Source organism: Citrobacter sp. Igbk 17 (assembly GCF_028069775.1).
Lineage (GTDB): Bacteria > Pseudomonadota > Gammaproteobacteria > Enterobacterales > Enterobacteriaceae > Citrobacter.
On record NZ_JANEWI010000002.1, the window covers coordinates 210983 to 237131 of the forward strand.

The following is a 26149-nucleotide window of genomic DNA, read 5'->3' on the forward strand; positions in this document are numbered from 1 at the left end:
AGCACGAAATGAACGTACTGGAAGTCGACCTGCATAAGCTCACGGTCAGCGATCCGTTCCTCGGACAATATCAGCAGCTGGTGCGTGATGTGGTGATCCCCTACCAGTGGGATGCACTCAATGACCGCATCGCCGAAGCCGATCCCAGCCATGCGATAGAAAACTTCCGTATTGCGGCCGGGCAACAAGAGGGCGAATTTTACGGCATGGTTTTCCAGGATAGCGACGTCGCGAAATGGCTGGAGGCTGTCGCTTGGTCACTGTGCCAAAAACCGGATGCCGAGCTCGAGAAAACCGCTGATGAGGTCATTGAACTGGTGGCTGCGGCACAGTGTGAAGATGGCTATCTCAATACTTACTTTACGGTAAAAGCACCGGATGAACGCTGGACCAACCTCGCCGAATGCCATGAACTGTACTGCGCCGGTCATTTAATTGAAGCGGGCGTCGCCTTCTTCCAGGCCACGGGAAAACGTCGCCTGTTAGACGTCGTTTGCCGCCTGGCAGATCATATCGACAGCGTGTTTGGGCTCGGAAAAAATCAACTGCGCGGCTACCCCGGACATCCGGAAATTGAACTGGCGCTCATGCGATTGTACGAAGTGACCCAGCAATCACGCTATATGACGTTGGTAAACTACTTTGTTGAGCAGCGCGGCACACAGCCTCATTTCTACGACGAAGAGTACGAAAAACGCGGAAAAACCTCTTACTGGCACATATACGGCCCGGCGTGGATGGTGAAGGACAAACCTTACAGTCAGGCACATCAACCGATTTCAGAACAGCAAACAGCCATCGGTCATGCCGTGCGCTTTGTCTATCTGATGACTGGCGTTGCGCATCTGGCGCGTTTAAGCCAGGACGAGAGCAAACGTCAGGATTGTCTGCGTCTGTGGAACAATATGGCCCAGCGCCAGCTGTATATTACGGGTGGAATCGGCTCTCAGAGCAGCGGTGAAGCATTTAGCAGCGATTACGATCTACCCAACGATTCCGTATATGCAGAAAGCTGCGCCTCAATCGGATTGATGATGTTCGCCCGCCGGATGCTGGAGATGGAGGCCGACAGCCAGTATGCCGATGTCATGGAGCGTGCATTGTACAACACCGTACTCGGTGGCATGGCGCTGGACGGCAAGCATTTTTTCTACGTTAACCCGCTGGAAGTGCATCCTAAATCGTTAAAATTCAATCATATTTATGATCACGTTAAACCTGTTCGTCAGCGCTGGTTCGGTTGCGCCTGCTGTCCACCGAATATCGCCCGCGTCTTAACCTCAATTGGTCATTACCTCTACACACCACGTCAGGACGCGCTGTATATCAATATGTATGTGGGCAATAGCATGGAGGTTCCCGTTGAGAACGGGACGCTCAAATTACGCATTAGTGGCAACTATCCGTGGCATGAGCAGGTAAAAATCACCATTGATTCAGTCCAGCCGGTGTATCACACCCTGGCGTTACGCCTGCCAGACTGGTGCTCCGCACCACAGGTCACACTGAATGGTCTGCCGGTTGAACAGGATATTCGCAAAGGGTATCTGCACATCAGTCGCACCTGGCAGGAGGGCGATACGCTCAGCCTGACGCTTCCTATGCCAGTGCGTCGGGTGTACGGGAACCCACTTGTTCGCCATGTTGCGGGTAAAGTTGCCGTTCAACGTGGACCGCTGGTGTATTGCCTGGAGCAAGCCGACAATGGTGAAGAGTTACATAACCTGTGGCTGCCGAAAGAGAGTGAATTCAGGGTATTTGAGGGTAAGGGATTGTTCAGCCATAAAATGCTGATTCAAGCTGAAGGCGTGAAACACAGCGCGAACGATGCGACGCAACAGTCCTTGTGGCACTACGATGTCTCCCCCTCTTCCCGCAAGGCGCAGACATTAACATTTATTCCGTGGTTTAGCTGGGCAAACCGTGGTGAAGGTGAAATGCGCATCTGGGTAAATGAGCGGTAAGTGAAAACATGCCGGATGGCGACGCTTCATGTCTTATCCGGCCTGCAACACTGAAAAAATTGCCCTCCTCCATGAGGACAAACGGGTGAGAATCAGAAGCGCCAGCTCACCCCTGACAGGAAAGTAAAGCTGTCGTCGCGATCGACCATTGGGCTATTCTTAATATCATCCGGTAGCACGCTATAGTTGGCGCTTGCCAGCAACGTCAGATTAGTGGTTAACGCATATTTTGCCGACAGCCCGACATAGGGCGTCCAGCTATCGCCTGGGGAATAACTTGATAACCCGCTACGGCGGGATTCATTGCCGGAAATGCCGTAGTAATATTCGTTGAAGTTTTCGTCATAATAGAGCACGCCAATCGCAGGCGTCAGCGTCAGCTTGCCCATTGGCATTTGGCGGAACAGCGACAATTCCCCGACCCAACCATTGCTGTTGTCCAGAACATCTGCCGCCGCGGAGACTTTCACGCTGCCCCATTTCTCATGGTGATACCACGCGGCGCCCGCCATAGCGGTCGCATCGCGCTTATCCAGCTTTTTCATCGCATGATCGTCGTTATCACCTGGATCAAACTCAAGCGGCATGTATGAGGCAGTAAGACTAAATTCATTACTTTTACTCTTCGACAAAATATAGCCTAACGTTGTTTGCCTAAAATAAAATGATTCACTTTCATAACTGACAAGCGGTACTGCGTGAACATTATCATTATATCCACGATAAGGAGATTCATTATATACAGCGCCACCGCCAATAGAAAATTCCGCGGCTGTCGCACTCGCCATAAAAGAAAAGGCAAATAGCGCCACAATATTGCGTTTAATTAACATGCCAACATTCCATTTTAAAATAAGCTACAAAGCGCGTGCATAATAATGCTTACAATTTCATCGGTGCAACATCCATATTTATATAGTAATATATAAAAAATTATATATATCGGGCTTGGCGATGAATAAATTACAACTCAAACACCGGGAACTGAAGATTATTTCGGTCATTGCTGCCAGTGAAAACATCAGTCACGCTGCCACAGTTCTCGGCATTGCACAGGCCAATGTCAGCAAATATCTTGCTGATTTTGAATCAAAAGTAGGGCTAAAGGTGTTTGACCGAACCACCCGGCAGCTGACCCTCACGCCGTTTGGTACTGCGCTGCTCCCTTACATCAATGACATGTTAGATCGAAACGATCAGTTGAATAATTTCATTGCTGATTATAAGCATGAAAAACGTGGCAAAGTAACGGTATATGCACCAACCGGAATTATTGCCTACTTATCACAACATGTTATTGCTAAAATCCATGATATTGGTGGTATTAGCCTTTCGCTAAAAACATGTAATCTGGAACGGAAAGCATTTTATGAAGGCGTAGAGTTTCCCGATGACTGTGACGTTTTAATCACTTATGCGCATCCCAAAGACGAATCATTGGTCGCCAGTTTTATTACTAAATATGCAGTAACGGCCTTTGCCAGCCCGGAATATATTAGCACTCATCCTATAAGTGGCCCTGAAGATCTTGAACAGCACTCTTGTATTCTGATTGATTCCATGATGATCGACGATGCCAATATTTGGCGATTTACCTCCACCGGTGGCAAAGAGATGCACGACTACCGCGTGACGGGAAATTACGTCTGCGACAACACGCAGTCTGCACTGGCGCTGGCTCGAAACCATCTGGGCATTGTTTTTGCGCCGAATACGAGCGTGCAAAAGGATGTTCAGGCCGGGCTGCTAGTTCCGTGTTTCTCTGAACAACATGAATGGTGGCTGGATTTGGTCGCGATCTTCCGCAAGCGTGAATATCAGCCCTGGCGAGTGCAGTTTATTCTAGATGAGATGTTGGCAGAGATACGCCAGCAGCTTACTCAGGCGCTACGACAGCCTGAGTAGGCCAAATAGCCGGCGTCTAGTGGTCGAGATACAGGTAGTGCACCCAGCTGGTCATCCGCAGCAGGACCTTGCGCATGACCGACACATGTTCAAAGTGGTCTGAGTAGACAGCGACCTGGGCGTAAATCCCATCAGGTAACGCGCTCACATCCGCATTTTCATTCAATTCGATTGTGGCAATCACCCCTTCTGAACCAGGCGTAGAATTCAACGATTGCAACGCCCCGTTCGACTGATACGTCCCTCCCGGAACGGCTGGGCTAATAGCCGCCAGCTTACCGCTAAACACTTTACCCGGTAGTGCATTAAACACCACTTCGGCTTCATCGCCGGGTTCCAGTCGCAGCAACGAATTTTGGCGGAATTGGGCGATAATTTGCCGTTTTTGATCCGGAATAAACACCATTACCGGGCGCATCGGCAGCGCAGCGGCATAGGTTCCCGGCCGCATCAATACCTGCGTAACGTAACCATCACTGGGTGCGCGAACCACGGTTTGGTCAAGATTAAACTCCGCTTCAGCCAGCTGTGCTTTCAGACTGGCAATTTGCGAATTTTCACCCAACACCAGGCTGTCTAACTGACTCTGTATTTGCTGTTGTTCTGCAACGGAGGATTTCACCGACGCTTCCTGCGCCAGATAGTTTTGCCGCGCCGCATCAATATCGCGTTCAGAGAAAGGATTCACCTTCGCCTGACTCCCCTGCGCATAGCGTTGGTAATCTTTCGCCAGCTTGTCACGTGTGGCTTTTGCCCGCTGCGTATTTGCAGCCATTTCATCCAGCTGCGCAGCAAGAGCCTGCTCTTTATGCTGGGCCGTGACAATATCGGCTTTCAGGCGGTCAACCCGCGCCTGATAACGCCCCGGATTCAGTTTAAACAGAACTTCGCCTTTTTTGATCAGCGTGTTCTTCTTATCCGTGACTTCCGTTACCACTCCCGTTACTTGTGGCACGACGGGAATAGAAATTACCGCCTTTTGTGCTTTAAATGTATACGGGTGGTTATAATTCATCAGTAATATAAGACCACACACAATAAATATGCCACCCAATGCCGCTGTAGGTACGGTCCATTTATTGACAGGAATTTTAAAAATCTTAAATATCGACCAGGCACATGCCACATAGGTTAGAACAATCAGTAAATCCATCGATATTACTCCGCCGGAGAGGTCTTCGCCTCACCCAGTTTCTTTTCCAGATCGGCAACCCTTGCCTGAAGCTGGATCAGGGAAGAATCCGCGCTCTGCATGCCCCACCCGCGTTCCGGACGATAAAGCGTTGCCCAGATCCATAAAAAGGGCCAAATAACATGTAAGGTAAACAAACTAACCCAGCCCGCGACGTGTATTGCGTCAGCATGTGGATGGTTACGTTTCTTTGCAATTAGATAGGGAATATCATGCAGAATAATAATCCCGTAAAAAATGACCAGGAATACAAAAATAAGCACTCCTAATGCAAAATAATCAAGGAACATATTTGCCTCAGGGATTTAAATTAAATAATCGGCTGCTGTTTGATTTAAACAATAGCGTTGATAATAGTAGTGGAATGACCAGATTGGATGCAATGGTGTTATTTATATAACGATATATGGGTTTCTATATATACCCGTCGTCTTTCGAGCGGCAGGACATAACTTGATGCCCGGTACGCTAAACGCGTCCGGGCAGTAAGTGACGGGATATTAGAACAGTCCTAGCGGTTTATCCGAGTAGCTCACCAACAGGCATTTGGTTTGCTGATAATGCTCGAGCATCATTTTGTGTGTCTCGCGCCCGATGCCCGACTGCTTATAGCCGCCGAACGCGGCGTGGGCCGGGTAAGCGTGGTAACAGTTGGTCCAGACACGGCCTGCCTGAATACCGCGTCCCATCTTGTATGCCAGATTACCGTTGCGACTCCAGACACCGGCGCCTAGCCCATATTGCGTGTCATTGGCGATTTCCAGCGCCTCATCCATGGTTTTAAAGGTGGTGACCGCCAGTACCGGGCCAAAGATCTCCTCCTGGAAAACACGCATGTTGTTCTTACCGAACAGAATGGTCGGTTCGAGGTAGTAGCCTTCTTTTAGCTCACCCTCCAGCTGCTTACGCCGTCCGCCGGTCAGCACATCCGCCCCTTCTTTCTTACCAATATCGATGTAATTCAGAATGGTTTCCAGTTGACCATGGGAAACCTGCGCCCCCATTTGTGTGATGCTGTCCAACGGGTTGCCGCTGCGGATACTCTCTACGCGACGAATCGCTCTTTCCATGAAACGTTCGTAAATGGATTCCTGTACCAATGCGCGGCTTGGGCAGGTACATACCTCACCCTGGTTAAATGCAAATAGCGCAAAGCCTTCCAGCGCCTTGTCGAAGAACGCATCTTCTTCATCCATCACATCAGCGAAGAAGATATTTGGCGACTTACCGCCCAGTTCCAGCGTCACCGGGATGATGTTTTGCGTTGCGTACTGCATGATCTGCTGCCCGACTTCCGTCGAACCGGTAAACGCCACTTTCGCAATGCGTTTTGACGTCGCCAGATACTCCCCGATTTCCCCACCCGCGCCGTTCACCACGTTCACCACGCCAGGCGGTAGCAGGTCACCGACCACTTCCATCAGCAGCAGCACAGAAAGCGGTGTCAGACGCGCAGGTTTGAGCACTACGCAGTTCCCCGCCGCCAGCGCAGGCGCCATCTTCCAGCTCGCCATCAGCAGTGGGAAGTTCCACGGAATAATTTGTCCTACCACGCCAAGAGGTTCGTGGAAGTGATACGCCACAGTGTCGCTATCAACTTCACTAATTCCCCCTTCCTGTGCGCGGATACAGGAGGCGAAGTAGCGGAAATGGTCAATGGCCAGCGGCACGTCAGCGGCGCTGGTTTCGCGAATAGGTTTGCCGTTATCCCAGGTTTCTGCGGTGGCCAACAGCTCCAGGTTTTGCTCCATACGGTCGGCAATTTTGAACAGAATCGCCGCCCTGTCCTGCACCGAGGTATGCGCCCACTGCTCTTTAACTTTGTGCGCAGCATCCAGTGCCAGGTCGATATCCTTTTTGCCGGAAGAGGCCACTTCGCACAGTAATTGCCCGGTGACTGGCGTCAGATTTTGGTAATACTCACCGTCCACCGGTGCGACCCAGTTGCCGCCGATAAAGTTATCGTATCGGGCCTTTAACTTCAGAGGGTAACCATATTCGCCGGGATAAATACGCGTTGAAGGGGGGTTATTGGTCATGACCGTCTCCTTGCTGTAGGGGTATTACAAAGGTAGACGGGACTGGCGAATTATTCGCCAGCCTTTTACTGCTTTACGACAGATATCACGAATTACATTGCCGCGCGGTAGATCGCCATGATTTCCTCATGGGTCGCCTGGATCGGGTTAGTAAAGCCACAGGCATCTTTCAGGGCATTGGTAGCCAGAACAGCAAAGTCTTCTTCCTTAACGTTCAGCTCACGCAAACCTGCCGGAATATTCACTTTCTGGGCCAGTTCACGGATTGCCGCGATGCAGGCTTCGGCGCCTTGCGCTTCGTTCAATCCAGCCACGTCGACGCCCATTGCCGCAGCGCAATCGCGCAGACGCGCTGCGGCAACCTTGCTATTGAACACCTGAACGTGCGGCAGCAGTACTGCGTTGCAGACACCGTGTGGCAGGTCGTAGAAACCACCCAACTGATGCGCCATCGCGTGAACGTAACCAAGAGAGGCGTTGTTGAATGCCATACCCGCGAGGAACTGCGCATAAGCCATCGCTTCACGCGCCTGAGCATTGGCACCATCATCCACGGCGATCGTCAGGTTCTCTGCAATCATCGTCACAGCTTTAAGCGCACATGCATCGGTGATCGGCGTTGCCGCAATGGAGACATACGCTTCAATCGCGTGAGTCAGCGCATCCATACCGGTTGCCGCAGTCAGGGACTTCGGCATACCGACCATCAGCGAAGAATCATTGACGGACAGCAGCGGCGTAACGTGCTTATCCACAATCGCCATTTTGATATGGCGTACTTCGTCGGTAATGATGCAAAAACGGGTCATTTCAGATGCCGTTCCTGCCGTCGTGTTAATGGCAATCATCGGCAACTGTGGTTTTGCAGAACGGTCAACGCCTTCGTAATCACTAATATCGCCGCCGTTAGCCGCCACCAGCGCAATCCCCTTCGCACAATCGTGTGGGGAACCGCCGCCGAGGGAAATGACGCTATCACAGGCATTTTCTTTCAGCATTTGCAGACCAGCGGCAACGTTGCTGGTTGTCGGATTAGGATGCGTACCATCATAAATTACGCTGAAAATATCACGTTCCTGCAGCGCTTTTTGAATTTCACTCGCCATGCCTAATTTCGCCAGCATGGCATCCGTGACAATTAACGTACGACGAAATCCATATTCCGCCATTGTATTCATTGCATCTTTTAATGAATCAGCGCCAATTACATTCACGGAAGGAATAAAAAATGTTGAAGCAGCCATTGTACGATCCTTAATTACTCAAAAGAGGAAGGAAGCATACGAGTGATAATCCCAACAAAATATGATCGTGATTGTTATTTTAATAACATCAGAGATTAAAAAGCACATTAGGTTCATAATCCAATGTGCTTATTTAAATCAATATTTATTTTGTATTAATTCATTCTATTCCTGAATTAATTGTTTCATTCCTTTTCAGGAAACAGTAATGCATCGCGTAATAAATGATCATTTCCCCGACGACGAGTAAAGCCGATACGGTCAAAATATTCCAGAATCTGGATAGCCAGTTTGCGTCCGACATTGAGCCTGTCGCGGAAATCGGCAGCGCAGGTCGACCCTCTCTCCTGATCCAGTTCGCGGATCAGATTCGCGAAGGCCACAATCCGATCGTTACGGTAATAACGATCTTTGACGATCGCCGTAATAATGCCCTGTTGCGCCGCCTGCCGTAGCGCCAGACGCATCGCCTGCTCGTCCGTAGCCGTGGTTTTCGCCAGATCGCGCACCCACCACGGCTCATCACCAAACAGAGGCTCTACTTTTGGCCAGATAGCCAACTGCTCATCGCTGAAACCGGCCTTATGATCCGGCAAATGCAGCCAGCCATGATGGCTATGAATAGCACCGCTATCGCGCATCTTTTCAATCAGCAGCAGGACCAGCGCTTCATCTTCCATCGGCAGGGCCATACGACGCAGACGTTCACGTCCGGGTCCTGGCTCATCACGATGTTGCTCATGGTAGGTCGCCAGCGTATCCAGAATCTTACGTTGCCAGCGTGCAGCAACGGGCGCATTCAACAGACTATACCCGGCGCGAATAAATCCATGTTGCTCAATCAACGGACGCATGCCGTCGCCATTGAGCTGGCGTGCCCACGCGAAATCGGGAATGTTCACCGCGCCGCGCGTCAGATGCAATGCCAGCGCTTCACCGTCATTCTGCGCACTTTCCAGCGCCGACAGCCACTGTAAATACTCCGGCTTACGCTTCCCACGACGCGGCGGATTCAGCGTCACGACACGTGCGCCTGCCAGCGTCGTACGGGCAGAAATATCACGCAGCACCAGCCTGTCGTTATCGGCCAGCCACAGCGGTGTATCAAACACCAGTTCCGCCAGCGTCCCTTCGAGCAGTGAGATGCGCCCGGTCACATGGCTGGCTGCGTGGTGGATATGTAGCGGCTGCCACTGCATCAGGGGGGCCGAGTGTTCTAAAGAGACAATGACGCGTGAGAAGGCCTCCGGCGGCGCATCAGCAAGCAGCCAGTCGCCACGGTTAATCTCTTCTTTTTGCGCATCACCGGCAATGTTCAGCGCAATTCGCTGCCCGGCATGAGCGTGTTCGGTCGGCTGGTTTTGCGCATGCAGGCTACGTACGCGCATCGGTTTGTTAACCCCGGTCAGCCACAGCGCATCCCCGACGTTCACTTCTCCGCTGAGCGCTGTTCCGGTTACGACCAGACCTGCGCCTTTTACCGTGAAAGCGCGGTCAATTGCCAGGCGGAAGGTGTGATCGCGGGCCAGCTCACGCGGCGTCAACTGCAGCAAGTGGTCACGCAGCGCTTCGATACCACGGCCTTCATTGGCGGCAGTCACGAACAGTATCGCATCGGCAAAACCATAGTTACCCAGCGTGGTTTGCACCTCGGCACGTACTTCGTCAATGCGTGCTTCATCGACGCGATCGGCTTTTGTGAGCGCCACGGTAAGTTGTGGGCTGCCTGTCAGTTGCAGGATTTGCAAGTGTTCACGCGTTTGCGCCATCACGCCATCATCACAGGCCACCACCAGCAGCGCGTGGTCGATACCACCGACACCCGCCAGCATGTTGGACAGAAACTTTTCGTGGCCAGGGACATCGATAAATCCCAGTACCTGCCCATCCGGCTGCGGCCAGTAGGCATAGCCGAGGTCGATAGTCATGCCGCGCTTTTTTTCTTCCGGCAGTCGATCGGCATTCACGCCGGTAATCGCCTGTAATAACGTTGTTTTTCCGTGGTCAACGTGTCCGGCGGTTGCAATAATCATTTCAGCATCATCTCCATAAACCGGGTCTCGTCTTCAAGGCAGCGCAGATCCAGCCACAAGCGACCATCATAAATTCGCCCAATGACCGGCACGGGCAGCTGACGCCAGCGGGCGGCCAGCGCTTCGAGGCGGCTTCCACGCCCGTCATGCGGGGTAAAGGTTAATGCCGCGCTCGGCAGCCTATCAACCGGTAACGAGCCGCTGCCAATCTGCGACAGGCAAGGCATGACATTCAACGCAAACTCGGCACTATAATGTTCTGTCAGTTGTGCCTGTAATCGTAGCGCCTGCTCGTGGATCGCCTCTTTCGTGCGGGTGAGCTGGCGTAGCGTTGGCAATTTCTCCGCCAGCGCTTCTGGGTGCAGATAGAGCCGCAGCGTTGCTTCCAGCGCTGCCAGCGTCATTTTATCAGCCCGTAACGCTCGTTTCAGTGGGTGCCGTTGTAAGCGGGCGATCATCTCTTTTTTACCCACAATAATGCCAGCCTGCGGCCCACCCAACAGCTTGTCACCAGAGAAACTCACCAGGCTCACACCTGCGGCAATGAGCTGCTGCGGCATCGGTTCCTGCGGCAAACCATACTGACTGAGATCGACCAGCGAGCCGCTACCCAGATCCGCCACGACCGGCACATCCAGCTCCTGACCAATGGCGGCCAGCTCAGCTTCATCCACCGCTTTTGTAAAGCCTTCAATGCTGTAATTACTGGTATGCACCTTCATCAGCAGGCCCGTATTTTCATTAACCGCCTGACGATAATCACTGGCATGGGTACGGTTGGTGGTGCCAACCTCGCGCAGGATACATCCAGCCTGAGACATCACATCGGGAATACGAAACGCGCCGCCAATTTCTACCAGCTCGCCGCGTGATACCACCACGTCTTTGCCCGCTGCGGTGGCCGCCAGCATCAGCAGAACCGCAGCGGCATTATTATTGACGATACAGGCGTCTTCCGCGCCGGTCAGACGGCAGAGTAAATCCGCCAGCGCCCGGTCACGATGTCCACGCCCGGCGTCAGTCAGGCTGTATTCCAGCGTCACCGGCGTACGCATCGCCTGCACCACCGCAGCAATCGCCTCCTCAGCTTGTGATGCACGCCCAAGATTGGTATGCAGCACAGTCCCCGTCAGATTAATTACCGGACGCAGTGCACTTTGCGATTCTCGCTCTAGCCGGGCGCTGGCCTCTTGCGCCCAGTCTTCCCCCCATGCTGGAAGCGCCTGCGTGTCGCGAATCGCCTCTCTGGCTTCATCGAGCATATGACGCAGCAGGTCCACCACGCGGGTATGACCGTGGGACTCACGTAAGACCTGGAAGGCGCTATCGCGCAGTAAACGATCGATAGCAGGAAGCTGGCTGTAGAGTGAACGCATGTCGGTTGTCATGAAAGGGCCTGGCTGTTGGTGGCCCTCTCCACCGTGGAGAGGGATATCGATATGCAGAGGATTGTACCGTGACTTTACTCAGGCGGACATAATACGCATCAAGCCTTTGGCGGTTCTGTGCGGGCGAAGCTTTCTCGTTGAAAGAGTGTTTCCACCAGTTTGACCAGACGTGGTCGGTCAACACACCAGCCAGGTGCAACCCGACGAAAATTGAGATAGCCCACGGCACAGGCAATCGCAATCGTTGCCAGATTAACCGTATCCGTTTTCAGCGTACCATCCGCCAGATAACCTTCCAGCACATCCAGGCTGCGGGTAATTTTTTCTCGCTGGCGTAGCAATTCAGTTTCTGACTGCTGCGCAGCGGGGCGCGCCTGCTCACGTACCGACACCAACCCGGCATCCATAATACCGTCCGCCAGTGCTTCCAGTTGCCGTACTTTCAGCGCCGCCAGCGGCTCACGCGGAAGCATAGCGGGTGTAATATCCAACAGCTCTATATATTCAGCAATGATCGGTGAATCAAACCAGTACTCTCCCTCATCGGTGACCAGTGCGGGCACTTTGCCTAACGGGTTATATCGCGCCACGCCGTTTTCCGCGTTATAGGGGAGTTCATTAACGAATTCGAAGGTGATGCCCTTTTCCAGCAACAGAATAGAAATTTTACGCACAAAAGGGCTGGTATAGCTGCCAATGAGTTTCATGCCGTGTCCTTTTTGCCAACAAAAAAGCGATGTCCAACGACTATCTGGACACCGCTTAGTATGGCTCAGGCCACGACAAATGGCAGGTGATGCTGGTCTCAATGATCTAAATAAAGATAATGCATCCAGCTGGTCATACGCAGTAGCACTTTACGCATCACCGAAACGTGGGCGAAATGGTCGGAATAGACCGCCACCTGTGCGTAGATCCCATCAGGTAAAGCATCTACATCAGCATTCGGTTCCAGTTCAATCGTCGCCAGTACACCATCCGTTCCCGGAACAACGGTTAAGGACTGCAATGCCCCCTGCGCCTGATAAGACCCTCCCGGCACAACCGGCAGGATGCTGGTCAGCTTACCGGTGAATACCTGACCCGGCAGCGCGTTAAACACCACCTCCGCTTCATCACCCGGCTCCAGACGGAGCAGAGAGTTCTGGCGGAACTGCGCCACAATTTGCCGTTTCTGTTCAGGTATAAATACCATTACGGGTCGCAGCGGAAGAGCGGCTGCATAGGTCCCCGGTCGGATGAGTAACTGCGTCACGTAACCGTTGCTGGGCGCCCGCACCACGGTCTGATCCAGATTGTATTTCGCCTCTGTCAGTTGCGCGCGCAGGCTAACAACCTGTGATTGCTCACCGTTGACCATGCTGTCTAACTGGCTTTGAATTTGTGATTGTTCAGCGACCGACGCTTTGACCAGCGCATCCTGTGCCAGGTAGTTCTGGCGTGCATTATCGATATCGCTTTCAGAGAATGGATTGACTCGCGCCTGGCTGCCTTTCAGGTAGCGCTGATAATCTTTGTACAGACGGTCACGTTCGGCTGAAACACGCGTGGTATTGGCCTGCGCCTCAGACAATTGCGCTTTTAAGGTCTCAATATTATGCGTGGCCGTCACCAGATCGGCCTGTAGCCTGTCGACTCGCGCCTGATAACGCACCGGATCGAGCTTAAAAAGCACTTCGCCTTTTTTAATCAGCTGGTTATTTTTATCGGTTACCTCACTCACAATACCCGTGACCTGCGGGGTAATAGGAATTGAAATAACGGCTTTTTGCGCGGTAAACGTATAAGGGTGGTTATAGTTCATTAATAAGATGAGTCCCGCCACAATAAACACCCCGCCTAATGCGGCAGTCGCCAGTGTCCATTGGTTTACCGGAATACGGAATATCTTGAAGATGGCCCAGGCAAACGCCACGTAGGTCAGAACAATCAACAAATCCATGATTAAATCTCCGGGAAAGTGGAGTCATCAGTTTTTTTCTCCCCAGCCAGCCTTTGTTCTAACTGGGTAATGCGCGCAGCCAGCGCGGCAATTTCAGGGTCTTGTTCCTTTCCGGTCGGCGCGACATGTGACTGCATCCCCCAGCCCTTTTCAGGCTGGTAGAGCGTGGCCCAGATCCACAGAAACGGCCAGATAACATGCAGCGTAAACAGGCTTACCCACCCAGCGGTATGAATGGCTTCCGCATGCGGGTGGTTACGCTTTTTAGCCATGTTGTAGGGAATGTCATGGATGGCAATGATTCCGTAAAACAGAACCAGAAAAACGAAGATCAGCACGCCTAATGCGAAATAATTTAGAAACATACCTGCCTCGAATTCACGCTAATTAGAGTTTTTTTGTGCCGGCAGCCGTATGCTTCCTGGCTGATATTTTGAACATAACTGGAGATCGGGGTTTTCGCCATACCACAAAATAAATATTTTTTCTGGTGAGAAATTGCTCTCTTGTGCGAAAAAAAGTGCCAGGGTAGAAGCTGTTGAAGATCACATCCAGGGAATCTCCAATGAAAATACTTTGCGATCTACTTCACAAAAATCCAACAAACAGTGAATTACAAAACGTGAACCAATTCACATTTAATCGCCATTTTTAGCAAATTACTGAGTGCCGATGTTTTTTTGTACCGACATTTTGTGATTAAAATCACATTAACTAACGCCACACACCCTATATTTACGTGACACAAGTCACATAAAAGGCCATCGACTGGACAGTTGAACGATTCAGTGCCAGATTTCGCAGTATCTACAGGGTCCGGCTACCTCCTGCCGCTACATTAACAAACCTCGGGCTTTCAGCCTGCGCGATAGCAAACATAAGAAGGGGTGTTTTTATGTCATCCGATATTAAGATCAAGGTGCAAAGCTTTGGTCGATTCCTCAGCAACATGGTGATGCCAAATATCGGCGCGTTTATCGCGTGGGGTATTATCACCGCATTATTCATTCCGACAGGGTGGTTGCCGAACGAAACGCTGGCGAAGCTGGTCGGCCCGATGATCACCTATCTGCTGCCGCTGCTGATCGGTTATACCGGTGGTAAGCTGGTAGGCGGTGAACGCGGCGGCGTAGTAGGTGCGATTACCACCATGGGCGTGATCGTCGGTGCTGATATGCCGATGTTCCTCGGTGCGATGATTGCAGGCCCGCTGGGCGGTTGGGCAATCAAACATTTCGACGGCTGGGTAGACGGTAAGATCAAATCCGGTTTTGAGATGCTGGTGAATAACTTCTCCGCTGGCATCATCGGTATGATCCTCGCCATTCTGGCCTTCCTCGGCATTGGCCCATTGGTTGAAGCCCTGTCCAAAATTCTGGCGGCCGGCGTTAACTTCATGGTTGTCCATGACATGCTGCCGCTGGCGTCTATCTTCGTTGAACCGGCGAAAATCCTGTTCCTCAACAACGCCATCAACCACGGTATTTTCTCACCACTGGGCATTCAGCAGTCCCATGAGATGGGTAAATCCATCTTCTTCCTGATTGAAGCAAACCCAGGCCCGGGTATGGGTGTTCTGCTGGCGTACATGTTCTTCGGTCGCGGTAGCGCTAAACAGTCTGCGGGCGGTGCGGCTATCATCCACTTCCTGGGTGGTATTCACGAAATTTACTTCCCATACGTGCTGATGAACCCACGCCTGATCCTGGCCGTTATCCTCGGCGGTATGACTGGTGTATTCACCCTGACAATCCTGAACGGTGGTCTGGTGTCTCCGGCTTCTCCGGGTTCAATCCTGGCCGTGCTGGCAATGACGCCGAAAGGGGCTTACTTCGCTAACATCGCGGCAATCTGTGCGGCAATGGCGGTCTCTTTTGTGGTCTCGGCGATTCTGCTGAAAACCAGCAAAGTGAAAGAAGAAGATGATATTGATGCGGCAACCCGTCGTATGCAGGACATGAAAGCAGAATCTAAAGGCGCTTCTCCGCTGTCTGCTGGCGATGTCACCAACGACCTGAGCCACGTTCGTAAAATCATCGTCGCCTGTGATGCTGGTATGGGTTCCAGTGCCATGGGTGCAGGCGTACTGCGTAAGAAAGTACAGGATGCTGGTCTGTCGCAGATTTCCGTTACCAACAGCGCAATTAACAATCTGCCGCCGGATGTGGATCTGGTCATTACTCACCGTGATCTGACCGAACGTGCGATGCGCCAGGTTCCGCAGGCTCAGCACATTTCGCTAACCAACTTCCTCGACAGCGGCCTTTACACCAGCCTGACTGAGCGTCTGGTTGCGGCGCAACGCCACAACGTCAACGAAGAAAAAGTACGCGATCACCTGAAAGACAGCTTTGATGAAGGTGATAACAACCTGTTCAAACTGGGTGCGGAGAACATCTTCCTTGGCCGTAAAGCCACCAACAAAGAAGAAGCCATTCTGTTTGCCGGTGAGCAACTGGTGAAAGGCGGCTACGTTGAGCCGGAATACGTCCAGGCAATGCTGGACCGCGAAAAACTGACCTCTACCTACCTGGGTGAGTCCATTGCGGTACCGCACGGCACCATCGAAGCAAAAGATCGCGTGCTGAAAACGGGTATCGTGTTCTGCCAGTACCCGGAAGGCGTACGCTTCGGTGAAGAAGAAGATGATATTGCCCGCCTGGTCATTGGTATCGCTGCGCGTAACAATGAGCACATCCAGGTGATCACCAGCCTGACCAACGCGCTGGATGATGAATCTGTCATCGAACGGCTGGCACATACCACCAGCGTGGATGAAGTTCTGGAACTGCTGGCAGGTCGTAAGTAAGCGTTATTGCCCGGTGGCGCTCACGCTTACCGGGCCTACAAAATCCTCTCCGCAAAGGAGAGGGTTAGGTTGAGGGGAAATCTATGCGGTCCCTCACCCCAGCCCTCTTGGGTAAAAACATTAATGAAGGTTAATACTATGAAAGCATTACATTTTGGCGCAGGTAATATCGGTCGTGGCTTTATCGGCAAACTGCTGGCTGACGCGGGGATACAACTCACCTTTGCGGATGTAAATCAGGTAGTCCTTGATGCCCTGAATGCCCGTCATAGCTATCAGGTTCATGTAGTCGGTGAAAACGAGCAGGTCGATACTGTTTCAGGCGTCAACGCCGTTAGCAGCATCGGTGATGATGTCGTCGAACTGATTGCCCACGTTGATTTAATCACCACGGCTGTGGGTCCGGTTGTGCTTGAGCGTATCGCACCGGCCATCGCCAAAGGGCTGGGCAAACGCAAAGCTCAGGGCATCACCACTCCGCTGAATATCATCGCCTGTGAAAACATGGTGCGCGGAACCACACAGTTGAAAGGCCACGTGATGAACGCGCTGGCAGATGAAGACAAAGCCTGGGTTGAAGAACATGTTGGTTTTGTCGATTCCGCCGTGGATCGCATCGTACCGCCATCTGCTTCTGCGACCCACGATCCGCTGGAAGTGACCGTGGAAACCTTCAGTGAGTGGATTGTCGACCAAACGCAGTTCAAAGGCGAATTGCCAAACATCCCAGGAATGGAATTAACTGATAACCTGATGGCATTTGTCGAACGTAAACTCTTCACGCTGAACACCGGGCATGCTATAACCGCGTACCTCGGAAAATTGACCGGTCATCAGACCATCCGTGACGCGATTCTCGACGAGAAAATCCGCGCAGTGGTAAAAGGTGCAATGGAAGAGAGCGGCGCGGTACTGATCAAACGCTATGGCTTTGATGCAGCAAAACATGCGGCATACATTCAGAAAATCCTCGGTCGTTTTGAAAACCCGTACCTGAAAGATGACGTTGAGCGCGTTGGCCGTCAGCCGCTGCGTAAACTGAGCGCAGGCGACCGTCTGATTAAACCCCTGCTGGGCACGCTGGAATATGGTCTGCCGCACGTTAATCTGGTTCAGGGTATTGCCGCTGCGATGCATTATCGCAGTGCAGAAGATCCGCAGGCGCAGGAACTGGCTGCACTGATTGACGAAAAAGGCCCACAGGCCGCGCTGGCGCAAGTGTCCGGACTGGATGCCAACAGTGATGTGGTTGCGGAGGCGGTTAACGCATATAACGCAACCAAATGATACAGAATACGGCGCAGGTCATCCTGCGCCGACATGACAGATTGTCAGATATGCAGGCAATAATGGAACAAACACAGGCCTTTGAAAATCGTGTGCTTGAGCGTCTGAATGCTGGCAAAACCGTACGCAGCTTCCTCATCACCGCCGTAGAATTACTCACCGAGGCGGTGAATATCCTGGTGCTTCAGGTATTTCGCAAAGACGACTATGCGGTGAAATATGCCGTAGAACCGTTACTCGACGGCGATGGCCCGCTGGGCGATCTTTCGGTTCGTTTGAAGCTAATCTACGGTCTGGGCGTACTCAGTCGTCCGGAATATGAAGATGCGGAACTGTTGATGGCACTGCGTGAAGAGTTAAATCACGACGGCAATGAATATGCGTTCACCGATGACGAAATTCTTGGGCCATTTGGTGAGCTGCACTGCGTGACGGCGCTCCCGCCACCACCACAGTTTGATACCTCAGACTCGGGTCTGCACGCCATGCAAATCCAGCGCTACCAGCAAATGGTACGCTCCACGATGGTGCTTTCCTTGACCGAGCTGATTTCTAAAATCAGCTTAAAAAAAGCCTTTCAAAAATAAAGCGGAGCGCTTTACTTCCCTTCCTGCTGTGGCCGATACAGCTGTCGATAGTACGCCAGGCGTTGCAGATACAGCTCGGCATTCTCTTGCGGCACTTCAGAAGGGACAACGTTGCGCGGCGGTGTTTTATTCAAATACTCGCGGAAAGCCTGGCTTGAAGCCATAAAATCGATAGTTTTATCAATAAGAATAGAAACGTTCTCACCTATTTTCGCCATGATGACCAATCCTCCATGTATTCTCCGCGTACGGCCTACGCAGTCGATGATTTAAGTTTAGGATCAGGTGGGCGATTATATTGAGGAAAACGTGCTTCACTATAAACCCGCAAATAAAAAGCACCGCCACCGATCTTATCGCTTAAAATTCCATATTAATCAAAACACTAGCATTATCATTAGCGGAGTAATACTTGCGGTATTTGATTATTTATCTTCGATTAGTTGTGAATAATCCCGCTCTGCGCGCATACTATAGGATATTCATCCTATTTTTATCAGAAGCTATCCTATGAAAGAAGTCGAAAAAAACGAAATTAAACGTCTCAGCGATCGTCTGGACGCTATCCGCCACCAGCAGGCTGACCTGTCGCTGGTTGAAGCCGCCGACAAATATGCCGAGCTGGAAAAAGAGAAAGAAACGCTGGAAGCAGAGATTGCGCGTCTGCGTGAAGTGCATGGTAAGAAGCTGAGCAAAGAAGCGCAAAAGCTGACGAAACTTCCGTTCCGTCGCGCCATCACCAAAAAAGAACAAGCAGACATGGGTAAGCTGAAGAAAAGCGTGCGCGGCCTGATTGTTGTCCACCCAATGACCGAACTGGGCCGTGAAATGGGCCTGAAAGAGATGACAGGCTTCGCGAAGAGCGAGTTCTAATCGCCTGCCGGGCAGCTTCCGCTTGCCCGGCCCTGTACTTCCCCCGCTAATTGGCCCTACCAATTATCACCAGATCCGAATACCCCCTCACATTTCGTTAAAATTAGCCTACAATACCGTTGCCAATAAATAACATCTGGTTAACCATTCGTTGTCATTATCCCTACACAACAATATTGGCAGGGCCACTTTTACACATAATGTGACGAAGAGATGAGCAAAGACTCATTCCATTATGTTGAAGGCCCTCAGGAGACCTGCAATGAATCTCTGGCAACAAAACTACGACCCGGCCGGTAACATCTGGCTTTCCAGCCTGATAGCATCGCTACCTATCCTGTTCTTTTTCTTCGCCCTGATTAAGCTCAAACTGAAAGGTTATGTTGCGGCGTCCTGGACGGTGGTGATCGCTCTGGCGGTCGCCCTGTTGTTCTACAAAATGCCGGTCGATCACGCTTTGGCCTCGGTGGTGTACGGCTTCTTTTATGGTCTGTGGCCAATTGCCTGGATAATCATCGCCGCGGTATTCGTCTATAAAATCTCGGTTAAAACCGGGCAGTTCGACATCATCCGCTCATCAATACTCTCCATTACCCCCGACCAGCGTCTGCAAATGCTGATTGTCGGTTTCTCCTTTGGGGCATTCCTCGAAGGGGCTGCGGGCTTTGGTGCACCGGTGGCGATAACCGCCGCACTGCTGGTGGGTCTTGGTTTTAACCCGCTGTACGCAGCAGGCTTGTGCCTGATCGTGAATACCGCGCCGGTCGCCTTTGGCGCGATGGGTATTCCGATTCTGGTTGCCGGTCAGGTTACCGGACTGGACAGCTTCGAGATTGGCCAGATGGTTGGCCGCCAACTGCCGTTCCTGACGATTATCGTACTGTTCTGGATTATGGCGATTATGGATGGCTGGCGCGGCGTGAAAGAAACCTGGCCTGCGGTAATGGTCGCTGGCGGTTCGTTCGCTATCGCGCAGTACCTCAGCTCTAACTTTATCGGGCCAGAACTGCCGGACATCATCTCTTCTCTGGTTTCCCTGGTCTGTCTGACGCTGTTCCTGAAGCGCTGGCAGCCGGTACGCATCTTCCGTTTTGGCGATATGGGCGCTTCGCAGGTCGATATGGACCTGTCGCGCACCCGCTACACCGCCGGGCAAATTATCCGCGCCTGGTCTCCGTTCCTGTTCCTGACCGCCACCGTCACACTGTGGAGCGTACCGCCGTTTAAAGCGCTGTTTGCACCTGGCGGGGCGATGTACCACTGGGTCGTCAACATTCCGGTTCCGTTCCTCGATAAGCTGGTTGCCCGTATGCCACCGGTGGTACACGAAGCCACAGCGTATGCCGCAGTGTACAAATTTGACTGGTTCTCAGCGACCGGCACCGCCATCCTGTTTGCCGCCCTGCTGTCTATCGTTTGGCTGAAGATGAAACCCTCTGCCGCTCTGCAGACCTTTGGCAGCACACTGAAAGATCTGGCGCTGCCGATCTACTCCATCGGGATGGTACTGGCATTCGCGTTTATCTCTAACTACTCCGGGCTGTCTTCAACGCTGGCGTTAGCACTGGCTCACACGGGCAGCGCGTTCACTTTCTTCTCGCCGTTCCTCGGCTGGTTGGGGGTATTCCTGACGGGCTCTGATACCTCGTCAAACGCCTTGTTCGCAGCGCTACAGGCAACGGCGGCGCAGCAAATCGGTGTTTCTGACGTACTGATGGTAGCGGCAAATACCACTGGCGGCGTAACCGGCAAGATGATCTCTCCGCAGTCTATCGCCATCGCCTGTGCGGCAGTGGGACTGGTTGGCAAAGAATCTGATCTGTTCCGCTTCACCGTCAAACACAGCCTGATTTTCACCTGCATGGTGGGTGTGATCACCACCCTGCAGGCCTATGTCTTAACCTGGATGATTCCATGATAGTGATGCCCAGACGCCTGTCAGACGATGTTGCATCTCGTGTGCGGGCGCTGATTGAAGAACAACAACTGGAGGCGGGCATGAAGTTGCCCGCTGAGCGCCAGTTGGCCGTACAACTGGGCGTGTCGCGCAACTCGCTGCGCGAGGCGTTAGCAAAGCTGGTTAGTGAAGGCGTACTGATTAGCCGCCGTGGCGGTGGGACGTTTGTTCGCTGGCAGCATGAAGCCTGGTCTGAACAGAACATCGTTCAGCCGCTGAAAACGCTGATGGCAGACGATCCCGATTACAGTTTCGATATTCTGGAAGCCCGTCACGCCATCGAAGCCAGTACCGCCTGGCACGCAGCCATGCGGGCCACCAGCGCCGACAAAGAGAAGATCAGACTCTGTTTCGACGCCACGCAAAGCGAAGACCCCGATCTCGCTTCGCAAGCGGACGTGCGCTTTCACCTCGCCATTGCCGAAGCGTCGCACAACGTGGTGCTACTACAAACTATGCGCGGTTTCTTCGACGTCCTGCAGTCTTCGGTAAAACAGAGCCGCCAACGTATGTATCTGGTACCACCCGTCTTTTCACAGTTGACGGAGCAACATCAGGCCGTACTGGATGCCATCGTTGCCGGGGATGCCGACGGCGCACGGAAGGCCATGATGGCGCACCTTAGTTTCGTCCACACCACGATTAAACGATTTGATGAAGACCAGGCCCGCCAGGCGCGTATCACCCGCCTGCCCGGTGACCCTGGTGAGATTAGCCGGGAGAACAACACATGATTATTTCAGCCGCCAGCGACTATCGCGCCGCAGCCCAACGTATTTTGCCCCCTTTCTTGTTCCACTACATTGATGGCGGCGCGTATGCCGAGCGCACTCTGCGCCGTAACGTCGAAGACTTATCGGAGGTGGCACTTCGTCAGCGCGTGCTGAAGAACATGTCCGACCTTAGTCTGGAAACCACCCTGTTCAACGAAAAATTGTCGATGCCGGTGGCATTAGCCCCGGTCGGTTTGTGTGGCATGTATGCGCGTAGGGGTGAAGTTCAAGCCGCCGCCGCCGCCGACGCCAAAGGTATTCCATTTACGCTTTCTACGGTTTCCGTCTGCCCGATTGAAGAAGTCGCCCCGACCATCAAACGCCCAATGTGGTTCCAGCTGTACGTCCTTCGCGATCGCGGCTTTATGCGTAATGCCCTGGAGCGCGCCAAAGCGGCAGGCTGCTCCACACTGGTCTTTACTGTCGACATGCCCACGCCGGGTGCCCGCTACCGTGACGCCCATTCGGGTATGAGCGGTCCTAACGCCGCGCTGCGTCGCTACTGGCAAGCGGTGACGCATCCGCAGTGGGCATGGGACGTTGGTCTGAATGGTCGTCCGCATGATTTAGGCAATATCTCAACTTATCTTGGAAAACCTACCGGCCTTGAGGATTACATCGGCTGGTTGGCGAATAATTTCGATCCGTCGATTTCCTGGAAAGACCTCGAGTGGATCCGTGAATTCTGGGACGGCCCGATGGTGATCAAAGGGATCCTCGATCCGGAAGATGCCCGCGATGCCGTCCGTTTTGGCGCGGATGGCATTGTCGTTTCTAACCACGGTGGTCGCCAGTTGGATGGTGTACTGTCTTCTGCTCGTGCGCTGCCCGCCATTGCCGATGCGGTCAAAGGGGATATCGCTATCCTGGCCGACAGCGGGATCCGTAACGGTCTGGACGTCGTGCGTATGATTGCGCTGGGCGCGGATAGCGTGCTGCTGGGGCGAGCTTACCTGTACGCGTTGGCGACACACGGACAGGCTGGTGTGGCGAATCTGCTGAACCTGATCGAAAAAGAGATGAAAGTGGCAATGACGCTGACTGGCGCGAAATCGATTAGCGAAATCAGCCGCGATTCTCTGGTGCAGGAGCTGGGTAAGAGCTTGCCTGCTGCATTGGCTCCTCTGGCTCAGGGTAGCGCTGCGTAACACTCTCTCCCGTAAATTGCGTTTTCTGCATGGTCGGCCTGTTTTCAGCCCGACCATTTTTTATTCAAAAAAATAACGACCAGTTAACATTTACAACCAATATATTTGACAACTTTTTATCCACCTGCCAAATGTATATACAAGCTAATACAAGGGTAATTTATACCGATAACAACCATCATAACGGGCGAGGGTGACATGGCTTATTCCGGTAAAGTGAATATCCAGCAGGCGATAGATGACAGTCGTTTTTCACGGTTTCACTGGGTCATTATTGTCCTGGGCTTTCTGGTTTTAGCCATTGACGGCTTCGATACGGCGGCAATGGGTTACATTGCCCCCACGCTCTCTGCCGACTGGGGTATCAAGAAACAAGATCTTGGGCCAGTATTGAGTGCCGCGCTATTGGGACTCTCATTTGGCGCATTATTAGCCGGACCGATTTCCGATCGTATGGGCCGTAAGCGCGTACTGGTCTTTTCCTGCCTGTTCTTTGGACTCGCCAGTCTGGGTACAGCGTATGCCGAGACGCTAAATATGTTAACGTTCTGGCGGTTCCTCACCGGCCTTGGACTTGGCGCAGCAATGCCAAACGCCATCACACTGGTCTCAGAATTTGCGCCCAAACGCTGCCGTTCAATGGCCATTAATACCATGTACTGCGGCTTCCCTCTTGGTGCTGCGGGTGGCGGAGTTATCTCCTCCTGGCTCATTCCCAGCTACGGCTGGCACAGCGTACTGCTGGCTGGTGCAATCGCCCCGCTGGCACTCACCGTTTTATTGGTACTGTTCCTGCCAGAATCGGTGAAGTATTTGGTTCACCGTGGCAAAGAGATCGCGCAAATCAAACGCATAGCCCAACGCTTTATGTCTGGGAGCCTGGAGCAGGTCACCCAGTTTTACCTGGAAGAAGATCGGGTGGCGGTGAAAAAAGGCAGCGTAGCGCAGCTATTCAGTATGCCCTGGCTACCGGGCACGCTGATGCTGTGGATGACCTACTTTATGGGGCTGGTGATCTATTACGTACTGCTCAGTTGGATGCCAACGCTGATGCTGGGAATGGGCTACCCGCTGGCAGAGTCCGCCTGGCTGACATCACTATTCACCTTCGGTGGCACGGCAGGGATCCTGCTGGCCGGCTGGTTGATGGATCGCTGGGAAGCACACAAAGTGGTTTCACTCGGCTTTATGCTGACGATGCTGTTTGCCCTCGCGCTCGGCTTTGAGCATAACCACATCGTCCTGTTCGGCGCACTGATCTTCCTGATGGGGATTACCATGAACGGCGCACAGTCCGGACTGCAGACGCTGGCCGCAACGTTTTATCCAACCCATTGCCGCGCAACGGGCATTGCCTGGATGCAGGGCGTGGGCCGCTTCGGTGGTGTAGCCGGAACGATGATGAGCGCCCAGCTGCTTTCCCTGCAATGGCAGGCAGACAGTATCTTAATGTTCCTCAGCCTTCCGGCGCTGGTCGCGGCTGCCGCAACGATTTACAAGCTGCAACGCTATAAACCGCACGCGCTGACCGTCGCATAGTACCCGCTCTTTCTGCTATTCTGCCCCCCGCTATTAAGGGGGCAGTATGCTTAACATCGTATTATTTGAACCAGAAATCCCGCCAAACACCGGTAATATCATTCGCCTTTGCGCCAATACCGGTTTTCGTCTGCATATCATTGAGCCAATGGGCTTTACCTGGGACGACAAGCGCCTGCGTCGCGCGGGGCTGGATTACCATGAGTTTACCGCCGTGCTGCGCCACCCTGATTATGCCGCCTTCGTCGCCGCAGAAAATCCACAACGTCTGTTCGCCCTGACGACCAAAGGTACGCCTGCACACAGTGCGGTAAGCTATCAGGATGGTGATTACCTGATGTTTGGCCCGGAAACGCGCGGTCTTCCAGCCAGCATTCTTGATGCCTTGCCTGCCGAACAAAAAATTCGTATTCCGATGATGCCGGACAGCCGCAGCATGAACCTGTCAAATGCTGTGTCGGTGGTGGTGTATGAGGCCTGGCGCCAGTTGGGGTATCCTGGCGCGGTATTACGTAGTTGATTTTAGTCGGATGCGGCTAGCGCCTTATCCGACCTACGAGGTTTGTCGGCCCGGTAAGCACTGCACCTCCGGGCATAGCTCGAAATCAGATGCCATCGCCGTATTCGAACGTATGGTGTATCCCATTGAAATGCTGATCCATATCCATGGACGGTTTATCGCTGTCGGGCTTGCCGACAATACGCGCCGGAACGCCTGCGGCGGTAGTGTGCGGCGGTACAGGCTGGAGAACGACAGAGCCTGCGCCAATCTTCGCCCCACGTCCAACCTCGATATTGCCAAGGATTTTCGCGCCAGCGCCAATCATCACGCCTTCACGAATTTTCGGATGACGGTCGCCGCCTGCTTTACCGGTCCCGCCAAGCGTGACGGATTGCAGAATAGATACGTCGTTTTCAATGACCGCCGTTTCACCCACGACAATGCCTGTAGCGTGGTCGAGCATAATACCGCGACCAATTTTTGCCGCCGGGTGGATATCCACCTGGAAGGTAACAGAGACCTGATTTTGCAGGAAGATCGCCAATGCCTGACGCCCCTGATGCCATAGCCAGTGGCCGATGCGGTAGGCCTGCAGCGCATGGAAGCCTTTCAGGTACAGAAGTGGGGTGGAATATTTATCGACTGCCGGGTCACGCGTGCGCACAGCCTGGATATCGCAGGCCGCCGAGGCAATCATTTCAGGATCGGCCGCATAAGCCTCTTCCACAACTTCGCGAATCGCAATGGCGGGCATGATCGGAGAAGCAAGTTTGTTCGCCAGCATATAGCTCAGCGCACTGCCGAGATTCTCATGCTTGAGCAGCGTTGCGTGGTAAAAACTGGCCAGCATTGGCTCACATTCCGCCAGTGCCCGGGCTTCCGCTTTAATATTTTTCCAGACAATATCCAGTTCTTCACACGGCATTGCGTACTCCAGAAGGTAGCAAAACGACCGACCCGTTCTTCG

At 52.8% G+C, this 26149-nt stretch carries 23 protein-coding genes; 11 read left to right on the plus strand and 12 right to left on the minus strand.

Translation table 11 applies throughout. The annotated features are described in order from the left end of the window. Window positions 1-8: 8 nt before the first annotated feature. Entirely contained in the window at window positions 9-1964 is a 1956-nt protein-coding gene (locus NNO08_RS02120) for a glycoside hydrolase family 127 protein (protein WP_271456087.1), read from the plus strand. A 92-nt stretch (window positions 1965-2056) separates the two neighbouring features. Here the strand turns inward: NNO08_RS02120 and NNO08_RS02125 are convergent, their stop codons facing one another. Next, complete coding sequence (locus tag NNO08_RS02125) at window positions 2057-2797, minus strand: MipA/OmpV family protein (RefSeq protein ID WP_271456088.1); 741 nt, start codon at window positions 2795-2797, stop codon at window positions 2057-2059. Between the two features lie 121 nt (window positions 2798-2918). Between NNO08_RS02125 and NNO08_RS02130 the strand changes: the two genes are divergently transcribed. Further along, complete coding sequence (locus NNO08_RS02130) at window positions 2919-3869, plus strand: LysR family transcriptional regulator (RefSeq protein WP_271456089.1); 951 nt, start codon at window positions 2919-2921, stop codon at window positions 3867-3869. Window positions 3870-3885: 16 nt separating this feature from the next. On the opposite strand, the gene NNO08_RS02135 is transcribed toward NNO08_RS02130, so the two are convergent. The 9 genes from NNO08_RS02135 to NNO08_RS02175 form a co-directional block, all read right to left on the minus strand. After that, window positions 3886-5022 (minus strand): HlyD family secretion protein, encoded by a 1137-nt coding sequence (locus tag NNO08_RS02135; RefSeq protein WP_271456090.1) that lies wholly within the window; start codon window positions 5020-5022, stop codon window positions 3886-3888. Window positions 5023-5027: 5 nt separating this feature from the next. Beyond that, on the minus strand, window positions 5028-5351 hold the full coding sequence (locus NNO08_RS02140; RefSeq protein WP_103769449.1) for a DUF3302 domain-containing protein: 324 nt from the start codon (window positions 5349-5351) through the stop codon (window positions 5028-5030). A 210-nt stretch (window positions 5352-5561) separates the two neighbouring features. Continuing rightward, window positions 5562-7100 (minus strand): aldehyde dehydrogenase AldB, encoded by a 1539-nt coding sequence (gene aldB / locus NNO08_RS02145; protein WP_271454723.1) that lies wholly within the window; start codon window positions 7098-7100, stop codon window positions 5562-5564. 92 nt (window positions 7101-7192) lie between these two features. Continuing rightward, window positions 7193-8344 carry an L-threonine dehydrogenase gene (yiaY, locus tag NNO08_RS02150; RefSeq protein WP_271448751.1) on the minus strand — a complete coding sequence of 384 codons (1152 nt, stop codon included), beginning with the start codon at window positions 8342-8344 and terminating at the stop codon, window positions 7193-7195. Between the two features lie 185 nt (window positions 8345-8529). After that, window positions 8530-10377, minus strand: a complete 1848-nt coding sequence (gene selB / locus NNO08_RS02155; protein WP_271456091.1) for a selenocysteine-specific translation elongation factor — start codon at window positions 10375-10377, stop codon at window positions 8530-8532. Further along, the gene (selA, locus tag NNO08_RS02160; protein ID WP_271456092.1) at window positions 10374-11765 is read right to left on the minus strand and encodes an L-seryl-tRNA(Sec) selenium transferase; all 1392 of its coding nucleotides are present in this window, start codon (window positions 11763-11765) and stop codon (window positions 10374-10376) included. The genes selB and selA overlap by 4 nt, the downstream gene beginning before the upstream one ends. A 98-nt stretch (window positions 11766-11863) precedes the next feature. Continuing rightward, the gene (locus NNO08_RS02165; RefSeq protein ID WP_271456093.1) at window positions 11864-12472 is read right to left on the minus strand and encodes a glutathione S-transferase; all 609 of its coding nucleotides are present in this window, start codon (window positions 12470-12472) and stop codon (window positions 11864-11866) included. Window positions 12473-12570: 98 nt separating this feature from the next. Next, complete coding sequence (locus NNO08_RS02170) at window positions 12571-13707, minus strand: HlyD family secretion protein (protein WP_137382079.1); 1137 nt, start codon at window positions 13705-13707, stop codon at window positions 12571-12573. A 2-nt stretch (window positions 13708-13709) separates the two neighbouring features. Continuing rightward, complete coding sequence (locus tag NNO08_RS02175) at window positions 13710-14072, minus strand: DUF3302 domain-containing protein (RefSeq protein ID WP_271448755.1); 363 nt, start codon at window positions 14070-14072, stop codon at window positions 13710-13712. 530 nt (window positions 14073-14602) lie between these two features. Between NNO08_RS02175 and mtlA the strand changes: the two genes are divergently transcribed. The 3 genes from mtlA (at window position 14603) to mtlR (ending at window position 18390) form a co-directional block, all read left to right on the plus strand. Beyond that, the gene (mtlA, locus tag NNO08_RS02180) at window positions 14603-16516 is read left to right on the plus strand and encodes a PTS mannitol transporter subunit IICBA (protein ID WP_202037423.1); all 1914 of its coding nucleotides are present in this window, start codon (window positions 14603-14605) and stop codon (window positions 16514-16516) included. 138 nt (window positions 16517-16654) lie between these two features. Further along, window positions 16655-17803 carry a mannitol-1-phosphate 5-dehydrogenase gene (gene mtlD, locus NNO08_RS02185; RefSeq protein WP_271456094.1) on the plus strand — a complete coding sequence of 383 codons (1149 nt, stop codon included), beginning with the start codon at window positions 16655-16657 and terminating at the stop codon, window positions 17801-17803. Then, window positions 17800-18390 (plus strand): mannitol operon repressor MtlR, encoded by a 591-nt coding sequence (gene mtlR / locus NNO08_RS02190; RefSeq protein ID WP_271440361.1) that lies wholly within the window; start codon window positions 17800-17802, stop codon window positions 18388-18390. The genes mtlD and mtlR overlap by 4 nt, the downstream gene beginning before the upstream one ends. 11 nt (window positions 18391-18401) lie before the next feature. Here mtlR and NNO08_RS02195 read toward each other — a convergent pair whose 3' ends face one another. After that, window positions 18402-18608, minus strand: a complete 207-nt coding sequence (locus NNO08_RS02195; RefSeq protein WP_271440360.1) for a hypothetical protein — start codon at window positions 18606-18608, stop codon at window positions 18402-18404. A 292-nt stretch (window positions 18609-18900) separates the two neighbouring features. Between NNO08_RS02195 and NNO08_RS02200 the strand changes: the two genes are divergently transcribed. The 6 genes from NNO08_RS02200 (at window position 18901) to trmL (ending at window position 25200) form a co-directional block, all read left to right on the plus strand. Further along, the gene (locus NNO08_RS02200; RefSeq protein ID WP_271456095.1) at window positions 18901-19263 is read left to right on the plus strand and encodes a YibL family ribosome-associated protein; all 363 of its coding nucleotides are present in this window, start codon (window positions 18901-18903) and stop codon (window positions 19261-19263) included. A gap of 262 nt (window positions 19264-19525) precedes the next feature. Next, the gene (gene lldP, locus NNO08_RS02205; RefSeq protein WP_271440356.1) at window positions 19526-21181 is read left to right on the plus strand and encodes an L-lactate permease; all 1656 of its coding nucleotides are present in this window, start codon (window positions 19526-19528) and stop codon (window positions 21179-21181) included. Then, the gene (gene lldR / locus NNO08_RS02210; RefSeq protein WP_271456096.1) at window positions 21178-21954 is read left to right on the plus strand and encodes a transcriptional regulator LldR; all 777 of its coding nucleotides are present in this window, start codon (window positions 21178-21180) and stop codon (window positions 21952-21954) included. Before lldP ends, lldR begins: the two co-directional genes overlap by 4 nt. Continuing rightward, window positions 21951-23141 carry a quinone-dependent L-lactate dehydrogenase gene (gene lldD / locus NNO08_RS02215; protein WP_271456097.1) on the plus strand — a complete coding sequence of 397 codons (1191 nt, stop codon included), beginning with the start codon at window positions 21951-21953 and terminating at the stop codon, window positions 23139-23141. Before lldR ends, lldD begins: the two co-directional genes overlap by 4 nt. Before the next feature lie 198 nt (window positions 23142-23339). Further along, window positions 23340-24680, plus strand: coding sequence for an MFS transporter (locus NNO08_RS02220; RefSeq protein WP_271456098.1), 1341 nt, complete (start codon window positions 23340-23342; stop codon window positions 24678-24680). A gap of 46 nt (window positions 24681-24726) precedes the next feature. Then, complete coding sequence (gene trmL, locus NNO08_RS02225; RefSeq protein WP_003827329.1) at window positions 24727-25200, plus strand: tRNA (uridine(34)/cytosine(34)/5-carboxymethylaminomethyluridine(34)-2'-O)-methyltransferase TrmL; 474 nt, start codon at window positions 24727-24729, stop codon at window positions 25198-25200. An 85-nt stretch (window positions 25201-25285) separates the two neighbouring features. Here the strand turns inward: trmL and cysE are convergent, their stop codons facing one another. After that, a complete protein-coding gene (gene cysE / locus NNO08_RS02230; protein ID WP_003024160.1) occupies window positions 25286-26107 on the minus strand; it encodes a serine O-acetyltransferase in 822 nt (273 codons plus the stop codon). Between the last annotated feature and the right edge of the window lie 42 nt (window positions 26108-26149).